This window comes from Brachybacterium sacelli (genome assembly GCF_017876545.1).
GTDB lineage: Bacteria > Actinomycetota > Actinomycetes > Actinomycetales > Dermabacteraceae > Brachybacterium > Brachybacterium sacelli.
Window position 1 is genome coordinate 1,855,010 of sequence record NZ_JAGIOD010000001.1, and the last position, 14,673, is coordinate 1,869,682.

15 protein-coding genes are annotated in these 14,673 nt (G+C 71.5%); 13 read left to right on the forward strand and 2 right to left on the reverse strand.

The features are described from left to right. Positions 1-17: 17 nt before the first annotated feature. The 6 genes from JOF43_RS08285 to JOF43_RS08310 all read left to right on the forward strand — a co-directional run bounded on the left by JOF43_RS08285 (position 18) and on the right by JOF43_RS08310 (position 6,517). Positions 18-1,013, forward strand: a complete 996-nt coding sequence (locus JOF43_RS08285) for an ABC transporter ATP-binding protein (RefSeq protein WP_209901067.1) — start codon at positions 18-20, stop codon at positions 1,011-1,013. Further along, complete coding sequence (locus JOF43_RS08290) at positions 1,010-1,807, forward strand: ABC transporter permease (protein ID WP_209901069.1); 798 nt, start codon at positions 1,010-1,012, stop codon at positions 1,805-1,807. Before JOF43_RS08285 ends, JOF43_RS08290 begins: the two co-directional genes overlap by 4 nt. Positions 1,808-1,822: 15 nt before the next feature. Further along, a complete protein-coding gene (locus JOF43_RS08295) occupies positions 1,823-2,983 on the forward strand; it encodes a sensor histidine kinase (RefSeq protein WP_209901071.1) in 1,161 nt (386 codons plus the stop codon). Further along, positions 2,980-3,624 carry a response regulator transcription factor gene (locus JOF43_RS08300; RefSeq protein WP_209901073.1) on the forward strand — a complete coding sequence of 215 codons (645 nt, stop codon included), beginning with the start codon at positions 2,980-2,982 and terminating at the stop codon, positions 3,622-3,624. The genes JOF43_RS08295 and JOF43_RS08300 overlap by 4 nt, the downstream gene beginning before the upstream one ends. 42 nt (positions 3,625-3,666) lie before the next feature. Next, positions 3,667-4,593, forward strand: coding sequence for a bile acid:sodium symporter family protein (locus JOF43_RS08305; RefSeq protein ID WP_209901075.1), 927 nt, complete (start codon positions 3,667-3,669; stop codon positions 4,591-4,593). A gap of 103 nt (positions 4,594-4,696) precedes the next feature. Then, positions 4,697-6,517 carry an ABC transporter ATP-binding protein gene (locus JOF43_RS08310; RefSeq protein ID WP_209901077.1) on the forward strand — a complete coding sequence of 607 codons (1,821 nt, stop codon included), beginning with the start codon at positions 4,697-4,699 and terminating at the stop codon, positions 6,515-6,517. Here JOF43_RS08310 and JOF43_RS08315 read toward each other — a convergent pair. Beyond that, positions 6,507-6,902 carry a hypothetical protein gene (locus JOF43_RS08315; protein WP_209901079.1) on the reverse strand — a complete coding sequence of 132 codons (396 nt, stop codon included), beginning with the start codon at positions 6,900-6,902 and terminating at the stop codon, positions 6,507-6,509. The two genes, JOF43_RS08310 and JOF43_RS08315, sit on opposite strands and share 11 nt — an antisense overlap. 74 nt (positions 6,903-6,976) lie before the next feature. Between JOF43_RS08315 and JOF43_RS08320 the strand changes: the two genes are divergently transcribed. Both JOF43_RS08320 and JOF43_RS08325 read left to right on the forward strand, forming a co-directional pair. Beyond that, positions 6,977-7,570 carry a helix-turn-helix domain-containing protein gene (locus JOF43_RS08320; protein WP_209901081.1) on the forward strand — a complete coding sequence of 198 codons (594 nt, stop codon included), beginning with the start codon at positions 6,977-6,979 and terminating at the stop codon, positions 7,568-7,570. Beyond that, a complete protein-coding gene (locus tag JOF43_RS08325; RefSeq protein ID WP_209901083.1) occupies positions 7,567-8,349 on the forward strand; it encodes a class I SAM-dependent methyltransferase in 783 nt (260 codons plus the stop codon). The genes JOF43_RS08320 and JOF43_RS08325 overlap by 4 nt, the downstream gene beginning before the upstream one ends. Here the strand turns inward: JOF43_RS08325 and JOF43_RS08330 are convergent. Then, the gene (locus JOF43_RS08330; RefSeq protein ID WP_209901085.1) at positions 8,315-9,274 is read right to left on the reverse strand and encodes an arsenic resistance protein; all 960 of its coding nucleotides are present in this window, start codon (positions 9,272-9,274) and stop codon (positions 8,315-8,317) included. The genes JOF43_RS08325 and JOF43_RS08330 overlap by 35 nt on opposite strands. A gap of 95 nt (positions 9,275-9,369) precedes the next feature. On the opposite strand from JOF43_RS08330, the gene JOF43_RS08335 reads away from it, so the two are divergent. The 5 genes from JOF43_RS08335 to JOF43_RS08355 are packed head-to-tail and all read left to right on the forward strand — an operon-like array spanning position 9,370 to position 14,670. Beyond that, positions 9,370-10,644 (forward strand): SPFH domain-containing protein, encoded by a 1,275-nt coding sequence (locus JOF43_RS08335; RefSeq protein ID WP_209901087.1) that lies wholly within the window; start codon positions 9,370-9,372, stop codon positions 10,642-10,644. Between the two features lie 6 nt (positions 10,645-10,650). Next, positions 10,651-12,102, forward strand: coding sequence for a TFIIB-type zinc ribbon-containing protein (locus JOF43_RS08340; RefSeq protein ID WP_245354064.1), 1,452 nt, complete (start codon positions 10,651-10,653; stop codon positions 12,100-12,102). Between the two features lie 45 nt (positions 12,103-12,147). Then, on the forward strand, positions 12,148-12,468 hold the full coding sequence (locus JOF43_RS08345; protein ID WP_209901089.1) for a hypothetical protein: 321 nt from the start codon (positions 12,148-12,150) through the stop codon (positions 12,466-12,468). Between the two features lies 1 nt (position 12,469). Further along, the gene (locus tag JOF43_RS08350) at positions 12,470-14,149 is read left to right on the forward strand and encodes an FAD-binding dehydrogenase (RefSeq protein ID WP_209901091.1); all 1,680 of its coding nucleotides are present in this window, start codon (positions 12,470-12,472) and stop codon (positions 14,147-14,149) included. Further along, entirely contained in the window at positions 14,146-14,670 is a 525-nt protein-coding gene (locus JOF43_RS08355) for an AAA family ATPase (protein WP_209901093.1), read from the forward strand. The genes JOF43_RS08350 and JOF43_RS08355 overlap by 4 nt, the downstream gene beginning before the upstream one ends. Positions 14,671-14,673: the final 3 nt, after the last annotated feature.

Below are 14,673 nucleotides of genomic sequence, written 5' to 3' on the forward strand. Positions count from 1 at the left end.
ACGGAAGGCTCGAGGCCATGGACACGACGACCTTCTCAGCCGTCCCGGGCGCCCGCTCCGCTGCCGACGTCCCCTCCGCCGCCGGAGCCCGACCCGCCGCCATCAGCGTGCGCGGCGTCACCCGGTCCTACGGGCAGGTCCGGGCCCTCGACGCTCTCGACCTTGAGATCCGGCCCGGAGAGATCGTCGCCCTGCTGGGTCCCAACGGTGCCGGCAAGACCACCGCGATGGAGATGATGGTCGGGCTAGCCCGGCCCGACTCCGGCGCGGTGGAGATTCTCGGCACCGACCCAGTCACCGCGACCCGTACCGGGGTGATCGGCACCATGCTCCAGGGCGGGGCGCTGCTGCCCGACCAGTCAGTGCGCTCCATGCTGCGGATGCTCCACGCCCTGCAGGCCCACCCGATGCCGTTGGCGGAGGTCGCGGACCAGGCGCAGATCACCGATCTGCTCACCCGCCGGATCGGCTCCCTCTCCGGCGGTCAGGCCCAGCGGGTCCGTTTCGCGATCGCCCTGCTCGGCGACCCCCAGGTGCTGCTGCTGGATGAGCCGACCGTCGGCATGGACGTCGGCGCCCGCCGCGCCTTCTGGGACCGGATGCGCGCCGTCGCCGCCACCGGCCGCACGATCGTGTTCGCCACGCATCACCTCGACGAGGCCGAGCGCGAGGCCGCCCGCGTGATCGTCATGGATCGCGGCCGCGTGGTCGCCGACGGCACCGGGGCCGAGGTCAGCGCCCTCGTGGCGGGCCGCGTGATCACGCTGCGCGGCGCCGACGCCGGGGAGGTCGCGCAGCTGCCCGGGGTCGAGAGCGCACGGGCCGACGAGCTCGACCCCGAACGGGTCCGGGCCGTCTGCTCGGACTCCGATGCGGCGCTGGCCGCCCTGTTCACCGGGGCGCTGGCTCCCGCCGTCCACGAGGTCCTGGTCTCCGCGCCGGGGCTCGAGGAGGCGTTCCTGCGCATCACCGACCACACCGAGACCGAGTCCCCGGAAGGAACCGACCGATGAGTACCGCTGCCGCTCCCCCCACCCCCTCCGTCGCCGCTCCGTCAGCCTCTCCGTCGTCCGCTTCGCGGACCGTGCGCTACGCCCTGCACACCACCCGCATGACGGTCACCAACGTCCTGTTCATGGTGTTCACCCTCGCCATGCCCGTGGGCATGTATCTGCTGTTCTCGATGATGTTCGGCGACCAGGCCGAGGGGCAGACCCGCGGCATGATCATGGTCAACATGGCCGCCTACGGGGGTCTCGGCGCCGCGATCACCGCGGGCACCCAGATCCAGGAGGATCAGCGCAACGGCTTCCTGCGCCAGCTGATCGTGGCCGGGCTGTCCCCGCGCTCCTTCCTGTCCGGCTCCGTCATGGCCGCGAGCGCCGTCATCGTCCCGGCCCTGCTCGCCGTCGGGCTCGTCGGCCTGGCCACCGGCGTCGAGGCGAGCCCCGCCGCTTTCGTCGCCTCCTTGGCGGTGCTGTGGGTCGGGCTGCTGCCCACGATCCTGGTGGGCATCGTGCTCGGCATGGTGCTCAAGGGCGGCGCCGCGATGGCCGGCGGGGTGGTCACCATGATGGTGATGGCGATCTTCGGCGGGCTGTGGATGCCGCTGGAGATGTTCCCGGACTGGATGCAGGCGGCCGGCCGCGTGATCCCCACCTACTGGATCTCGTCACTGGGCGAATGGGCCCTGTACGGCGGTCACCTGCCCGTGACCGGTCTGCTGGTGATCGGCGCCTGGACCCTCGCCCTCGCCCTGGTCTGCTCGCTGAGCATGTCCCGCGCCGTCGGCCTGAGCCGGCGCTGAGGCGACGCTGACACAATGTCGTTCATGATCACCGGCGACGAACCGGCCTGGGGGACCCGGGCGCGCGGCGATGAGGGGACCGCCGCGGCCCGGCCTCTCACCCCGCGCGCGATCCATCGCGCCGCCGTCGAGTCCGGAGGGTTGGCCTTCGCCCTCCCCCCGGTCGTCTTCGTCGCGATCCCGATCGCCTTCGCCTGGATCAGCGACCCCGGCCCCTGGGCCGCTCTCGTGACCGTCGCGATGCTGGTCTACGGGCTGCTGTTCGTCTACTGCACCGGCATCGGCCTCTATCCGCAGCCCGTGCGCCTGGCCTGGTTCACGGCGTGCACCGCGCTGCTCCTGGCACTGATCCCGATCCTCGGCGAGAACGTGCTGTACATGGTGATGTTCCAGGCCATGACGCACGTGCTCCTGCTGCCGTGGCGGTGGGCGCTCCCGACGATGGTCGCCATGGGCCTGGCGGTGTTCGTCATCGCCCTCGTGCTCGGGGTGTACATCGCCGCGGGTCTGGCCGGGATGGGGATGCTGATGTCCTGGGGCATCGGCTACGGCATCCGCCAGCAGGTCCTGCAGGAGGAGCTCGAAGCCGCCGAGTCCCGTAATGCCGTGCTCGCCGTCGCCGCCGAGCGCGAGCGCATCGGCCGCGACCTCCACGATCTCGTCGGCCACTCGTTGACCTCGCTGACGATCTCGGCGCAACTGGCTCGCCGGCTGTTGGAATCCGACCCCGACGCCGCCCGCGAGCAGCTCGAGCACATCGAGACGACCGTCCGCCAGACCCTCTCGGACGTGCGTGCCACCGCGAGCGGCATGCAGCACGTGCGCGCGGCCACCGAGATCGCCTCGGCCCGCACCGTGCTGGCGACCGTCGGCATCCAGGCCGTGGTGCCCACCGCACTGCCCCCGCTGTCCGACGACCGCGCCGAACTGTTCGGCTACGTCATCCGTGAAGGGGTCACCAACATGGTGCGCCATTCCCGCGCCTCCCGCGCGAGCATCACCGTCGCGGAGGACGCCGTGAGCATCGCGGACGACGGCGTCGGCATCCCCGAGGGTGCCGCCCGCTCCGGTCTGCGGGGTCTCGAGGCCCGCGTCGCCGTCGCCGGCGGCCGCCTCGAGACCACCTCGGACGAGCAGGGCACCCGGGTGACCGCGACGATGGGGCCGGTGACATGATCCGCCTCGTGGTCGCCGACGACCAGGCGATCCTGCGCTCCGGCCTGGTGGCCCTGCTGCGCCTGGAACCCGATCTCGAGGTGGTGGGGGAGGCGGCCGACGCAGCGAGCACCCTCGCGGCCGTCGCCGCTCACGCGCCCGACGTCCTCCTGCTGGACGTCCAGATGCCCGCCGGGGACACCGCCGACGGAACCGCGGGACCGGCGGACGGCATCGCCGTGGCCCAGGCGCTGCAGCAGGGGAGCCAGGACGGGCCCCGACCCCGCATCATCGTGCTGACCACCTTCGGCCGCGCCGGCTACCTGCGCCGCACCATGGAGGCGGGCGCCCAGGGATTCATGGTCAAGGACACCCCCGTCGAGCATCTGGTCGACGCGATCCGACGGGTGGACCAGGGACTGCGCGTGGTGGACCCCGAACTCGCCGCGCAGTCCCTCGCCGTCGGCCCCAGCCCGCTGACGGCCAAGGAGACCGAGGTGCTGCAGACCGCGGCCAGGGGCGGGACCACCGCGCAGATCGCCGTGACCCTGTTCCTCAGCGAGGGCACGGTGCGCAACCACGTCTCCGCGGCGATCGGGAAGCTGGGGGTGACCAACCGGGCCGAGGCCGTCAGGACCGCCTCGGACAACGGGTGGATCTGAGCGCTCGCACATGAATTCGGCGCGGACGCGTACCCTGCCTGGGTGCACACGATCGAATCCCTGCTGGGACTGCTGATCCATATCAGCGTCCCGGTCTTCGCGATCGCCTCGATGCTCTCCATGGGACTGCGCACCCCGCTGCGCGCCTTCCGCAACCAGCTGCGGGACCGACAGACCGTCTTCTCCGTGCTGGGCGCCAACTTCGTCGTCGTCCCCGCCGTCGGCACCCTGGTCATCTGGATCCTGGGCCCGCTGCTCCCGCACCAGATCGGGGCGGGGTTCATCATCGCGCTGTGCGCCGCGGGCGCCCCGTTCGTCCTGCAGCTGGGTGCGATGGCCCGCATCCCCTACGGCGAGACCGCCGGACCGATGGCCGTGCTGCTGCTGGGCTCGATCGTGTTCATGCCGCTGGTGGTGCCGTTCCTGCTCCAGGACGTCCAGGTGCACGGCTGGGCCGTGGCGCGGCTGCTGCTGGGCACCATGCTCTCCCCGATGATCGCCGGCATCGTCATCGCGGCGGTGTTCCCCCAGCGGGCCGATCAGTTCGCCCGCATCGCCGGCAGCGTCGCCGCGATCGCGGCCGTGCTCATGTTCCTCTCCGGCTTCGGCTCGAACTCCGGCCTGGTGGTCCAGCTGCTGCTCTCCCCGGTGATGCTGGTGGCGGTGGGCCTGGTGGCGCTCGCTTTCGTCGCGGGGCGCATCGCCGGCGACCTCGCCGGCAGCACCCTCACCGTCCCCGACGGTCCCGCGATCCTCACCAGCCAGCGCAACATCGCCGCCGCCCTGCTGGTGGCCCGCACCGGTGGCGGGGACGACTCGATCGTGGTGGCGATCCTGCTGCTGAGCGCCGTCGGCTTCGTGATGCTCGTGCCCTACGCCCTGGCCACCGGGGTGAGGCGCCGCCGTCGCCAGGGGGAGCGGGCCACGCTCGGGGTGCTGCTGGGCGTGGTGGGCCCGAAATCCGACTAGAGGCTGATCCGACGGGACCCTGCGGCTGGTTCTCACCGCTTTCGCTCTGGGCGTCACCGCTGCCCCTGTCCGGCACGGCCCCCGGCGCATAAGGTCTTGGGGCGTGTCGTCCCTGCTGCGCATCATCCGGTTCACCCGCTCCCTGGCCCCGCTGTACACCGCCGTCATCCTCGCCTCGGTGCTCACCGCCGCGGCAGGTCTGGCCGTCCCCTTCCTGATCGGCCACGCGACCGACACCGTCACCGGTGCGGTCAGCGGCGAGACCCCGACCTCCGCCGCCGTGCGCACCGTCGTGCTGATCGCCGCCGGAGTGCTCGTCGCGGAGCTGTTCACCACCGTCGTCTCGAACGTCGGCGGCTGGTATGGCGACGTCATGAGCAACCGGATGCGCACGATCCTCTCGGTGCGCTACTACGACAAGCTGCTCCACCTGCCCCAGCGCTGGTTCGACGGCGAGATCACCGGCACCATCGTCGCCCGCCTGAACCGGTCGATCACCGAGATCACGAACTTCGCGAAGATGATGTCGAACTCCTTCGCCTCGATGCTGATCACCACGGTCGCGGTGCTGGCCATCAGTGCCTGGTACGCCTGGCCGCTGACGCTGCTGCTGCTGATCGTCTTCCCCGTGTACGTCTGGCTGACCTCGCTGACCTCGGTGAAATGGCAGCGGCTGGAGGCGGAGAAGAACGAGCAGGTCGACATCGCCTCGGGGCGGTTCGCCGAGGTCGTCGGGCAGATCCGGGTGGTGAAGTCCTTCGTGAGCGAGCGCCGGGAGCTCACGGACTTCACGCAGCGCTTCGGCTCCACCGATGCGACCACCCGTGAGCAGTCCTCGCACTGGCACCGCATGGACGTGATCCGGCGGGCCTTCCTGAACCTCGTCTTCTTCGGCATCTACGTGATCATCTTCGTGCGCACGGTCCAGGGTGCCTTCACGCTCGGCGAGATGGTGCTGCTGGTCCAGCTGATGAGCATGGCCAAGGCCCCGGTGGAGTCGATGAGCTTCGTGATCGATTCCGCGCAGCGCGCGCTCGCCGGCTCCCGCGACTACTTCCGGGTGATGGAGACGCCGGTGGATCCGCGCATCGTCCTGCAGAGCGCGCACGGCCGGGCCGACGGGGAGCCGGCCGAGGCACCGGTCGAGCCGGTGCCCGGCGCACCCGTGATCTCCTTCCACGAGGTCGACTTCGCCTACGAGGACGGCGAGGACGTGCTGCACGGGATCGATTTCCACGTCGACCCCGGGGAGAAGATCGCCCTGGTCGGCGAGTCCGGCGGCGGCAAGTCCACCATCGTGAACCTGCTGCTGGGGCTCTACGAGCCGCGGCAGGGGAGCGTCGAGGTGGTGGGGCGCCCGAGCGCCGACCTGCCGCTGGAGCAGCTGCGCTCGCGGATCGGCGTCGTCTTCCAGGACGCCTCGCTGTTCTCCGGCACGATCCGGGAGAACATCGCCTACGGCCGTCCCGGGGCGAGCGACGAGGAGGTGGTCGAGGCGGCCCGGCGCGCCAACGCGGAGGCCTTCGTCCTCCGCTTCCCCGACGGCTACGAGCAGGTGATCGGTGAGCGAGGACTGAAGCTCTCCGGCGGGCAGCGCCAGCGCATCGCGGTGGCCCGGGCCATCCTCAAGGACGCTCCGGTGCTGGTGCTGGACGAGGCCACCTCGGCGCTGGACACCAAGGCCGAGATCCAGGTGCAGAAGGGTCTGGACGAGCTCATGGCCGGGCGCACCTCGCTGATCATCGCCCACCGGCTGTCCACGATCGCGGAGGTGGACCGCATCGTCACCCTGCGCGACGGGAACATCGACGAGATCGGCACTCCGGCCGAGCTCGCCGGTACCGGCGGCATCTACGCCCAGCTGCTGGATCTGCAGAGCTCCGGGGACAGCCGCCGCCTCGCGAAGTTCGACATCACCGGCTGAGGTCAGGTCGGGCCGGGCCCGGGTCGGATCCGACGGGCCCGCTCGGGAGCGCGCCGGCGATCTGCTCGGCCTCGGCGGTGCTGACCAGCACCTCGTCGACGCCGGTCACCGCGCGGTTCACGCGGATGCGCAGCAGGGGGAGCCCCCGCTTCATGGAGACCAGGCGGCGGGTGCCCGAGAGGTGGCGGAAGACGCCCACCTTGCGGTATCCGGAGATCACGAGGCCCGAGCGGATGCCGAGCGCCTCCGAGGACCAGCCGGGTTCGACCTGCACGGCGCCGATCGCGCCGGCAGGGATCTCGATGCTCCCGCGCCGGGTCATGAGCGCTTCCCACCCGGGGAAGTCGATTCGGAGGTTCTCTCCGTCGTATCCGACCTGCGTCATCGCGGGCTCCTTGCTCGTAGGATGGTCTCCGTATTGCGAACATTATCAGTGTGAGAATGGTTAGGGAAGGGTTTATGTCCGACGGCACGACCTCCGACGGCGCGGCCTCTGACGGCACGACCTCTGCCAGTACGACCGCCGGTCGATCGGCGATCGTCGAGACCGTCACGCATCCCGTCCGACTGCGGATCATTCAGCAGATCGGCGGCCGCAACCTGACGACCGTGGAGCTGCGAGAGGCGCTGCCCGAGGTCACGCAGGCCACGCTCTATCGGCACGTCTCCGCCCTGCTGGAGGCCGGGATGCTCGCCGTCGTCGAGGAACGGAAGGTGCGAGGCGCGGTCGAGCGCACGCTCGCACTCGGGGAGCAGATGGCGCACGTGGATCAGGAAGGACTGCGCGCGATGAGCGATGCCCAGCTGCGTTCCGCCTTCCTGGTGTTCCTCGGGCAGCTCGCCGGTGATCTCGACCGGGTGATCGACAGCGACGACGCGGACCTGCGCGAGCTGCTGGGCTTCGGGCGCGGCGCGGTGTACGCCGACGTCGAGGATCTCGCGGCCATCCAGGCCGGTCTGGAGAAGCTGCTCGCTCCCTACCGGCAGGACCACGGCGAGCAGAAGCCACGGCTCGGCCTGGCGACGGTGCTGCTGCCGGACATCGGCTCATGAGCAGTTTCCGCGGGGTCGCCGAGGCCTACCGTCGTTCCTTCGCGACCCTGTGCGCGGGGGCGATCCCGGCGCTGCTGGAAGCGACCGCGCCCGGGACCGACCTTCTCGACGTCGGCTGCGGGACCGGCGATCTCGCGCTCGCCGCCGTCGACCGTGGCCGACGGGTCACCGCCGTCGATCCCGACCCGGAGATGATCGCGATCGCCGGTGCCCTCGCGCCGGAGGCCTCGGTGCTCGAGGCGGGTGCGCCCGCCCTGCCCCTGGCGGACTCCTCGACCGGCGCTATCACCGCGAACTTCGTCGTCAACCACGTGCCTGATCCCCGATCGACGATGCGGGACCTCGCACGGGTCGCCGCCCCGTCGGCCCCCATCGCGCTGACGATCTGGCCCGCCGTCCCCGGCCCGCACCTTGCGGCCTACGGCGAGGCCGCCCGTGCCGCGGGCGCCGTCGCGGTGCCGAGCACGCGCCTGGCGCCCGAACTCGACTTCCCGCGGTCCCCGGACGGACTCGCGACTGTTGCGAAGGAGGCGGGGCTGCACGTCGAGCGCGCCGAGGAGCTGCGCTGGACCTGGCGGATCGCGGCCGATGATCTGATGGCCGGGATCGCCGGCGGGGTCGCCGGCCCGGGACGGATGCACCTCGCGCAGACGGACCGCGTGCGCGCCGACATCGAGGCGCGGGCACGCGAGCTGTGGAGCGAGTACGCCGACGACGCCGACGGCGGGCGGCTCGCCTTCCCGGTCACCGCCGCGCTGGTGGTCGCGACCCGTCCCTGAGCAGCCGCGGCAGGATCCGCACCAGCACCACCAATCCCAGCAGCTCGACCAGGGTCTGGATCACCACGGCGGCCGGCGCGAGCGGCAGCGGCAGGGCGAGGGCCAGCGGCAGCACCACCAGCGAATTGCGGGTCGCGGTGGAGAAGGTCAGCGCGCGCGCCGCTGACGCCCCGAGACGTGCGAGGCGAGCGATCAGGATCCCGGCGGCGGTGGCGAGGACGAGGAAGGCGACGTACACGGGGACCAGGGCGAGCAGCGCGACCCCGCCCCCCAGCACCCGCGGCACCTGCGAGGCGACCACGCTCAGCAGGGTGAGCACCATGAGCGGCACCATCGCGGGGGAGAGGTCGAGGCCCGGAGCCAGGTGCTGGATCAGTGCCGCGGCCAGCAGCGGCAGCAGGATCAGCAGCACCAGCGCCCGCAGGAAGGGGCCGGCGGAAAACAGCTCGGTCGCACCCTGGCCGCTCAGCAGCGGCACCAGCACCGGAAGGGCGAGCATCTGCGCGAGCAGGAGCAGCGGGGTCGCCGCGAGCAGCTGCTCCATCGCCCCACCCGCGAGGGCCGTGAACACGAGGACGTAGTCCACGCAGGGGGCGAGCAGCACCAGCAGGGCGGGCACGAGCAGCTCCGGGGAGCCGACGAGCGGCCGCGTGAGCACCAGGACCAACAGCGGCACCACCACGAAGTTCGCGGCCAGCAGGGTGAGCAGGAAACGCCGGTCCTGCAGGGCGGCGCCCAGGGAACGCAGCGGCACCGCGCTGAAGGTGACCAGCAGCAGCGCCGCGATCGCGGGTTCCACGGCGATCTCCAGCGCGCCTGCCGCGCCCGGCAGCAGCGCCCCGAGGCCGACGCCGAGCGCGATCGCGCCGAGGTAGATCGGCACCTGGTGGCGCTCGAGCACGTCCCGGTATCGCCTCTGCTCCATGTCCGGCCACCGTACTGCGCGGATCCAGGGGGCGTTCGGGGCGTCCGCGATAGCATGGCCGAAACCACACGCTCGGGGGCGACGAAGGAGACCATATGGGATTCATCCAGGCATTCAAGGGCGCTGTCGGCGGGATGTTCGCCGATCAGTGGAAGGACTTCCTGACCGTTCCGGACGGGCTCCCGCAGACGGCGGCCCTGTTCCCGGCGGTCCCGCGCGGCACCAACGCGGGGCGGGGCTCGAACACCCGCGGGTCCGAGAACATCATCTCCAACGGCTCCAAGATCCTCGTGCCCCAGGGGTACGGCCTGATCACCGTGGTCGACGGCCGCGCCACGGGCCTGATCACCGAGGCCGGCGGCTACGAGTTCAACGACCAGTCGCCGGACGCGCAGTCCGTCTTCGCCGGGGACGAGCTCCTGGCCTCCACCGTCGGGACCTCCTGGGAGCGTTTCAAGTTCGGCGGACGCCCCTCCTCCCAACAGCTCGCCTTCTTCGTGAGCCTCAAGGAGATCCCGGACAACAAGTTCGGCACCCAGTCGGAGATCTACTGGGACGACGCCTACCTCAACGCCCAGGTGGGCGCGGTGTGCCGGGGCTCCTACACGCTGCGGATCATCGACCCGCTGCTGTTCGTGCACAACTTCGTGCCGGCCACCTTCATCTCCGCGAACGCGCCGGTGTTCGACTTCTCCGACGTCGACAACGCCGCCGGGTCGCAGCTGTTCCGCGAGGTCGTCGGCTCACTCGCCGCCGCCTTCTCGCGCTACACGAACGATCCCGACAAGGGCAACCGGATCTCCCGCATCCAGGGCGACTCGGTCGGCTTCGCGCAGTCGCTGTCGGCCGCCGTCGAGGAGGGTTACCGCTGGTCCAGCGACCGCGGCCTCGCAATCGTGAAGACGGCGATCGTCTCGATCGAGTACGACCAGCACACCCGTGAGCTGCTGGTCGACGTGCAGAAGGCCGATGCGCTCTCCGGCGCCCGGTCGCAGTCCTTCATGAACCAGGCCGCGGCCCGCGGTGTGCAGTCCGCCGGGGAGACCGGCGGCGGTGCGGGCCTGGCCATGTTCGGCGCGGGCATGGGCGCGGCCGGCGGCATGGTCAATCCGGCCCAGCCGTGGTCCCCGCCGGGGCAGCAGGGCCAGCCCGCGCAGCAGGGTCAGCCTCCGCAGCAGGGTCAGCCTCAGCAAGAGGGTCAGCCTCAGCAAGAGGGTCAGCCTCCGCAGCAGGCCGCCCCGGCGCAAGAGGCGGCGCCGGCCCAGGACGACCCGGTGGCCAAGCTCGCCCAGTACAAGCAGATGCTGGAGCAGGGACTGATCACCGACGAGGACTACGAGGCGGCGAAGAAGGCCGCGCTCGGCCTCTGACCTGACATGACCCAGCCTCCCGAGGACGCGCCCTGGGCGCGGCCACCAGAACCTGCCCGGCCGCCCCAGGACGGCCGTGACGATGCTGCCGGGGCGCCGCCGTCCCCGCCCCCGTCGGCCGACGGACGCTTCGAGCCCTCCACCGGGGCGAGCTCGGCGCCCGGCTCCCTGCCCCAGTGGCCCGGGGAGCAGGGCGGGTCGGGACAGAATCCGCAGATGCTCGGCGAGGAGTCCGTCGACGGTGCGGCGCAGGCCGCGCGCGAGCACTCCTCCGACCGCATCATCGACACCAGCTCGGGAGAAGCCGACGGTCTGAGCAAGTGTCCCCGGTGCGGCGGCACGGACATCCAGTACTCGCTCAGCGCGAAGGCCCTGGTGTGCGCGTACTGCCGCCATCAGTGGAACGAGGAGAACGCCGAGGAGGCCTTCGGGCTGGACTCCTCGATCGCCGATCTGCGCGGCCACACCATGGCCTCCGGCACAGCCGACGTCCGCGAGGACCTCACGGTGATGACCCTGAAGTGCCAGGGCTGCGGGGCGGAGGTCGTCATCAACGTCGAGCAGGAGCTGCAGGCCCGCTGCCACTGGTGCCGCCAGACCCTGTCGGTGAACTCCCAGATCCCCAACGGCGCGGTCCCCGATGCGGTGCTTCCCTTCCAGCTCACCCGCGAGGAGGCGATCGAGCGGATCGACGCCTTCGCCGGCAAGCGCCAAGCCTTCGCCCAGGGGCGCTTCAAGCAGGAGTTCGTCCCCGAGAACGTGATGGGCGTGTACATCCCGTACCTGGTGGTCGACGGCAACATGCACGCCGTCGTCGGCGGCCGCGGCGAGATCACCACGCGGCGGTACACGGTGCGCACCGGCAGCGGTAACAATGCCCGCTCGGAGACCTTCTACGACGCGGACGTCTTCTCCGTCCAGCGGGCTTTCGACCTGCTGGTCGACGACCTCACGGTCGAGTCCGCGCAGCGCTTTGACATCCACGACAGCTCGCAGGCGACCAACAACATCCTGGGCGCCGTGCGACCGTATGACGTCGAGAACGCGGTCGCCTACAACTCGAACTACCTCAAGAACTTCACGTCCGAGCGGCGCGACCTCAACATCCGCGACGTCGACGACGTGGTGGAGGACAAGTTCCTGGCGATCGCCCGGGCGAAGGCGCTGCCGACGCTCAGCCGGTACGACCGCGGCGTGCGCTGGACGGAGGAGGGCGTGGCCGTGCACGGCACCCGCTGGGTCTCGGTGTACGTGCCGGTGTGGCTGTACAGCTACGCCGACTCGGCCAAGGGGGACGGCTCGCTGGTCCACTACATCGCGGTCAACGCCCGCAACGGCAACACGATGGGCTCGGTGCCGGTCTCCCACCCCAAGATCTTCGCGGTGGCCTGCATGGCGGGCTCGGTCGCCGCCGTGATCGGCGCCGTGGTCGGCTTCGGCTGGTTCCTGGCGGGATGAGGAGGACGTCGGTGCGCGCGAGAGACGAACAACGGAGGCAGGACGATGTTCCCACTGCTGGCTGAGCTGGCCGCCGACCCGGTCGCCCCGATGCTGCTGGCGGACTCCGGCGACGGGGCCATCGGCATCGCCTTCCCCTTCATCGCGGGGCCGGCGGTGTTCGCGGCGGTCTACGGCGGCATCTACCGCTACTACCGCAACACCGACAAGCGCCATCGCTTCGAGCGGGAGACCGACGTGGCCGTCGGCAACCTCCGGAGCCAGGATCGCAAGGTCGGCTCCAACAACCGCCAGAAGTCCCGCACCATGAGCGGGGACAACTCCACCGACCATCTCCAGCGGGTCCGCCGGATCGCGGTGAAGTGAGGTGACCGCGCCGGGGGACGGGGAGCGCAGCGAGGTGATCGTCGTCGGGGCGGGTCTCGCGGGCCTGGTCGCGGCCACGGAGATCGCCGACGGCGGCCGTCGCGTGCTGCTGCTCGAACGGGAGGGGGAGCAGGACCTCGGTGGCCAGGCCTGGTGGAGCTTCGGCGGGCTGTTCCTCGTCGACTCCCCCGAGCAGCGTCGGCTCGGCATCCGTGACAGCCTCGACCTCGCCCGCCAGGACTGGCTGGGCACAGCCGCGTTCGACCGCCCGGAGGACCACTGGCCGCGCCGCTGGGCGGAGGCGTACCTGCAGTTCGCCGCGGAGGAGAAGCGGGCTTGGCTGCACGAGAAGGGGATGCGGTTCTTCCCTGTGGTCGGCTGGGCCGAGCGCGGCGACGGCCGGGCCGAGGGGCACGGCAACTCGGTGCCCCGCTTCCACCTCACCTGGGGCACCGGCCCCGGCGTCGTGGAGCCCTTCGCCCGGGCCCTCGCCGCCCACCGCGAGAGCGGGATGATCACCGTGGCCACCCGCCACGCGGTCGAGGAGCTGCTGGTCGAGGGCGATCGCGTCGCCGGCGTGCGCGGTCATGTGCTTGCCGCGGACGACACCGAACGCGGCGCGGGTTCGACCCGCGAGGCGACCGGCGAGTTCGCCCACCGGGCGGGCGCGGTCGTGGTCGCCACCGGCGGCATCGGCGGGAACGAGGACCTGGTGCGGCAGCTGTGGCCCGCGGACCTGGGCACCATGCCCGAGGACTTCGTGCACGGGGTGCCCGCGAGCGTGGACGGCAGCGGGATGCTCGCCGCGCAGCGGGCCGGAGCGCACTGGATCCATCCCGGCCGCATGTGGCACTACACCGAGGGGATCCGCAACTGGGACCCGATCTGGCGCGGCCACGGGATCCGTATCCTGCCGGGCCCCTCCTCGCTGTGGATCGACGCCCGTGGTCACCGCCTGCCCGCCCCCGCGTATCCAGGCTTCGACACCACCTCGACCCTGCGGCATCTGCGCACCACCGGGCACGACCATTCCTGGTTCGTGCTCACCCCGGCGATCATCGCCAAGGAGTTCGCGCTCTCCGGCAGTGAGCAGAACCCGGACCTGACCGGCAAGGAGTGGAGGCAGGTGCTCGCGCGGGTGCGGCCCGGAGCGCCCGGCCCGGTGCAGGCTTTCCTCGACCACGGCGAGGACTTCCTGCAGGCGGGCAGCGTGCCCGAGCTGGTGGCACAGATGAATGCGCTGGCCGGCGAGGATCTCGTCGACGCGGGAGAGCTGGAGCGCACCATCCGGGCACGCGACGCCGAGATCACGCACCGCTTCTCCAAGGACACCCAGATCACGGCGCTGCGCGGGGCGCGCCGCTACGTCGGCGACCGGCTGCTCCGCACTGCCGCCCCGCACCGCCTGCTGGATCCGAAGGCCGGGGGACTGATCGCGGTGCGGCTGCACGTGCTGCTGCGCAAGACCCTCGGAGGTCTCGAGACCGACCTCGGCGGCAGGGCGCAGCGCGGCCCGGAGAACGGTGGTGGCGGGCTGCCCGGTCTGTACGCGGCGGGCGAGGCCGGCGGCTTCGGCGGCGGCGGGATGCACGGCCACGGCGCCCTCGAGGGCACCTTCCTCGGCGGCTGCCTGTTCTCCGGTCGCCAAGCGGCGCGCGGCGTGCTGGAGGACCTGCGATGAGCGCCGACGGGCCCTGCGCGCTGCTGGTGACCGGGGCAGTCGGGGTGGGCAAGACCACGGTGACCGACGCGGTCGGGGAGGAGCTGGCGGCTCGCGGGATCCCGAGCAGCGCCCTCGACCTGGACTGGCTGCGGCGCAGCTGGCCCACTCCGGCGGACGACCCCTTCCACCACCGCCTCGAGCTCGCCACCCTGCAGGCGGTGGTCGAGGTCCACCGCAGCGCCGGGGCACAGGTCCTCGTCGCCGCCGGGGTGATCGAGGGGGGCGAGGATCGGCCCGACTACGAGGCCGCCTTCGGGTGCCCGGTCACGGTGGTGCGCCTGATGGCCCCGCGGGACCTGGTGCGCGAGCGCCTCCACCACCGCCACGAGCTCGACCCCGAGGGTCTGGCGTGGCATCTCGCCCGCTTCGACGAGCTCACCGCGATCCTCGACGACGCCGGAGGCGAGGACGTGCAGGTCCCGATCCAGGAGGATCCGCCGGCCACCGCCCGCGCGGTGCTCGAGGCCGCCCGGATCTGAGCG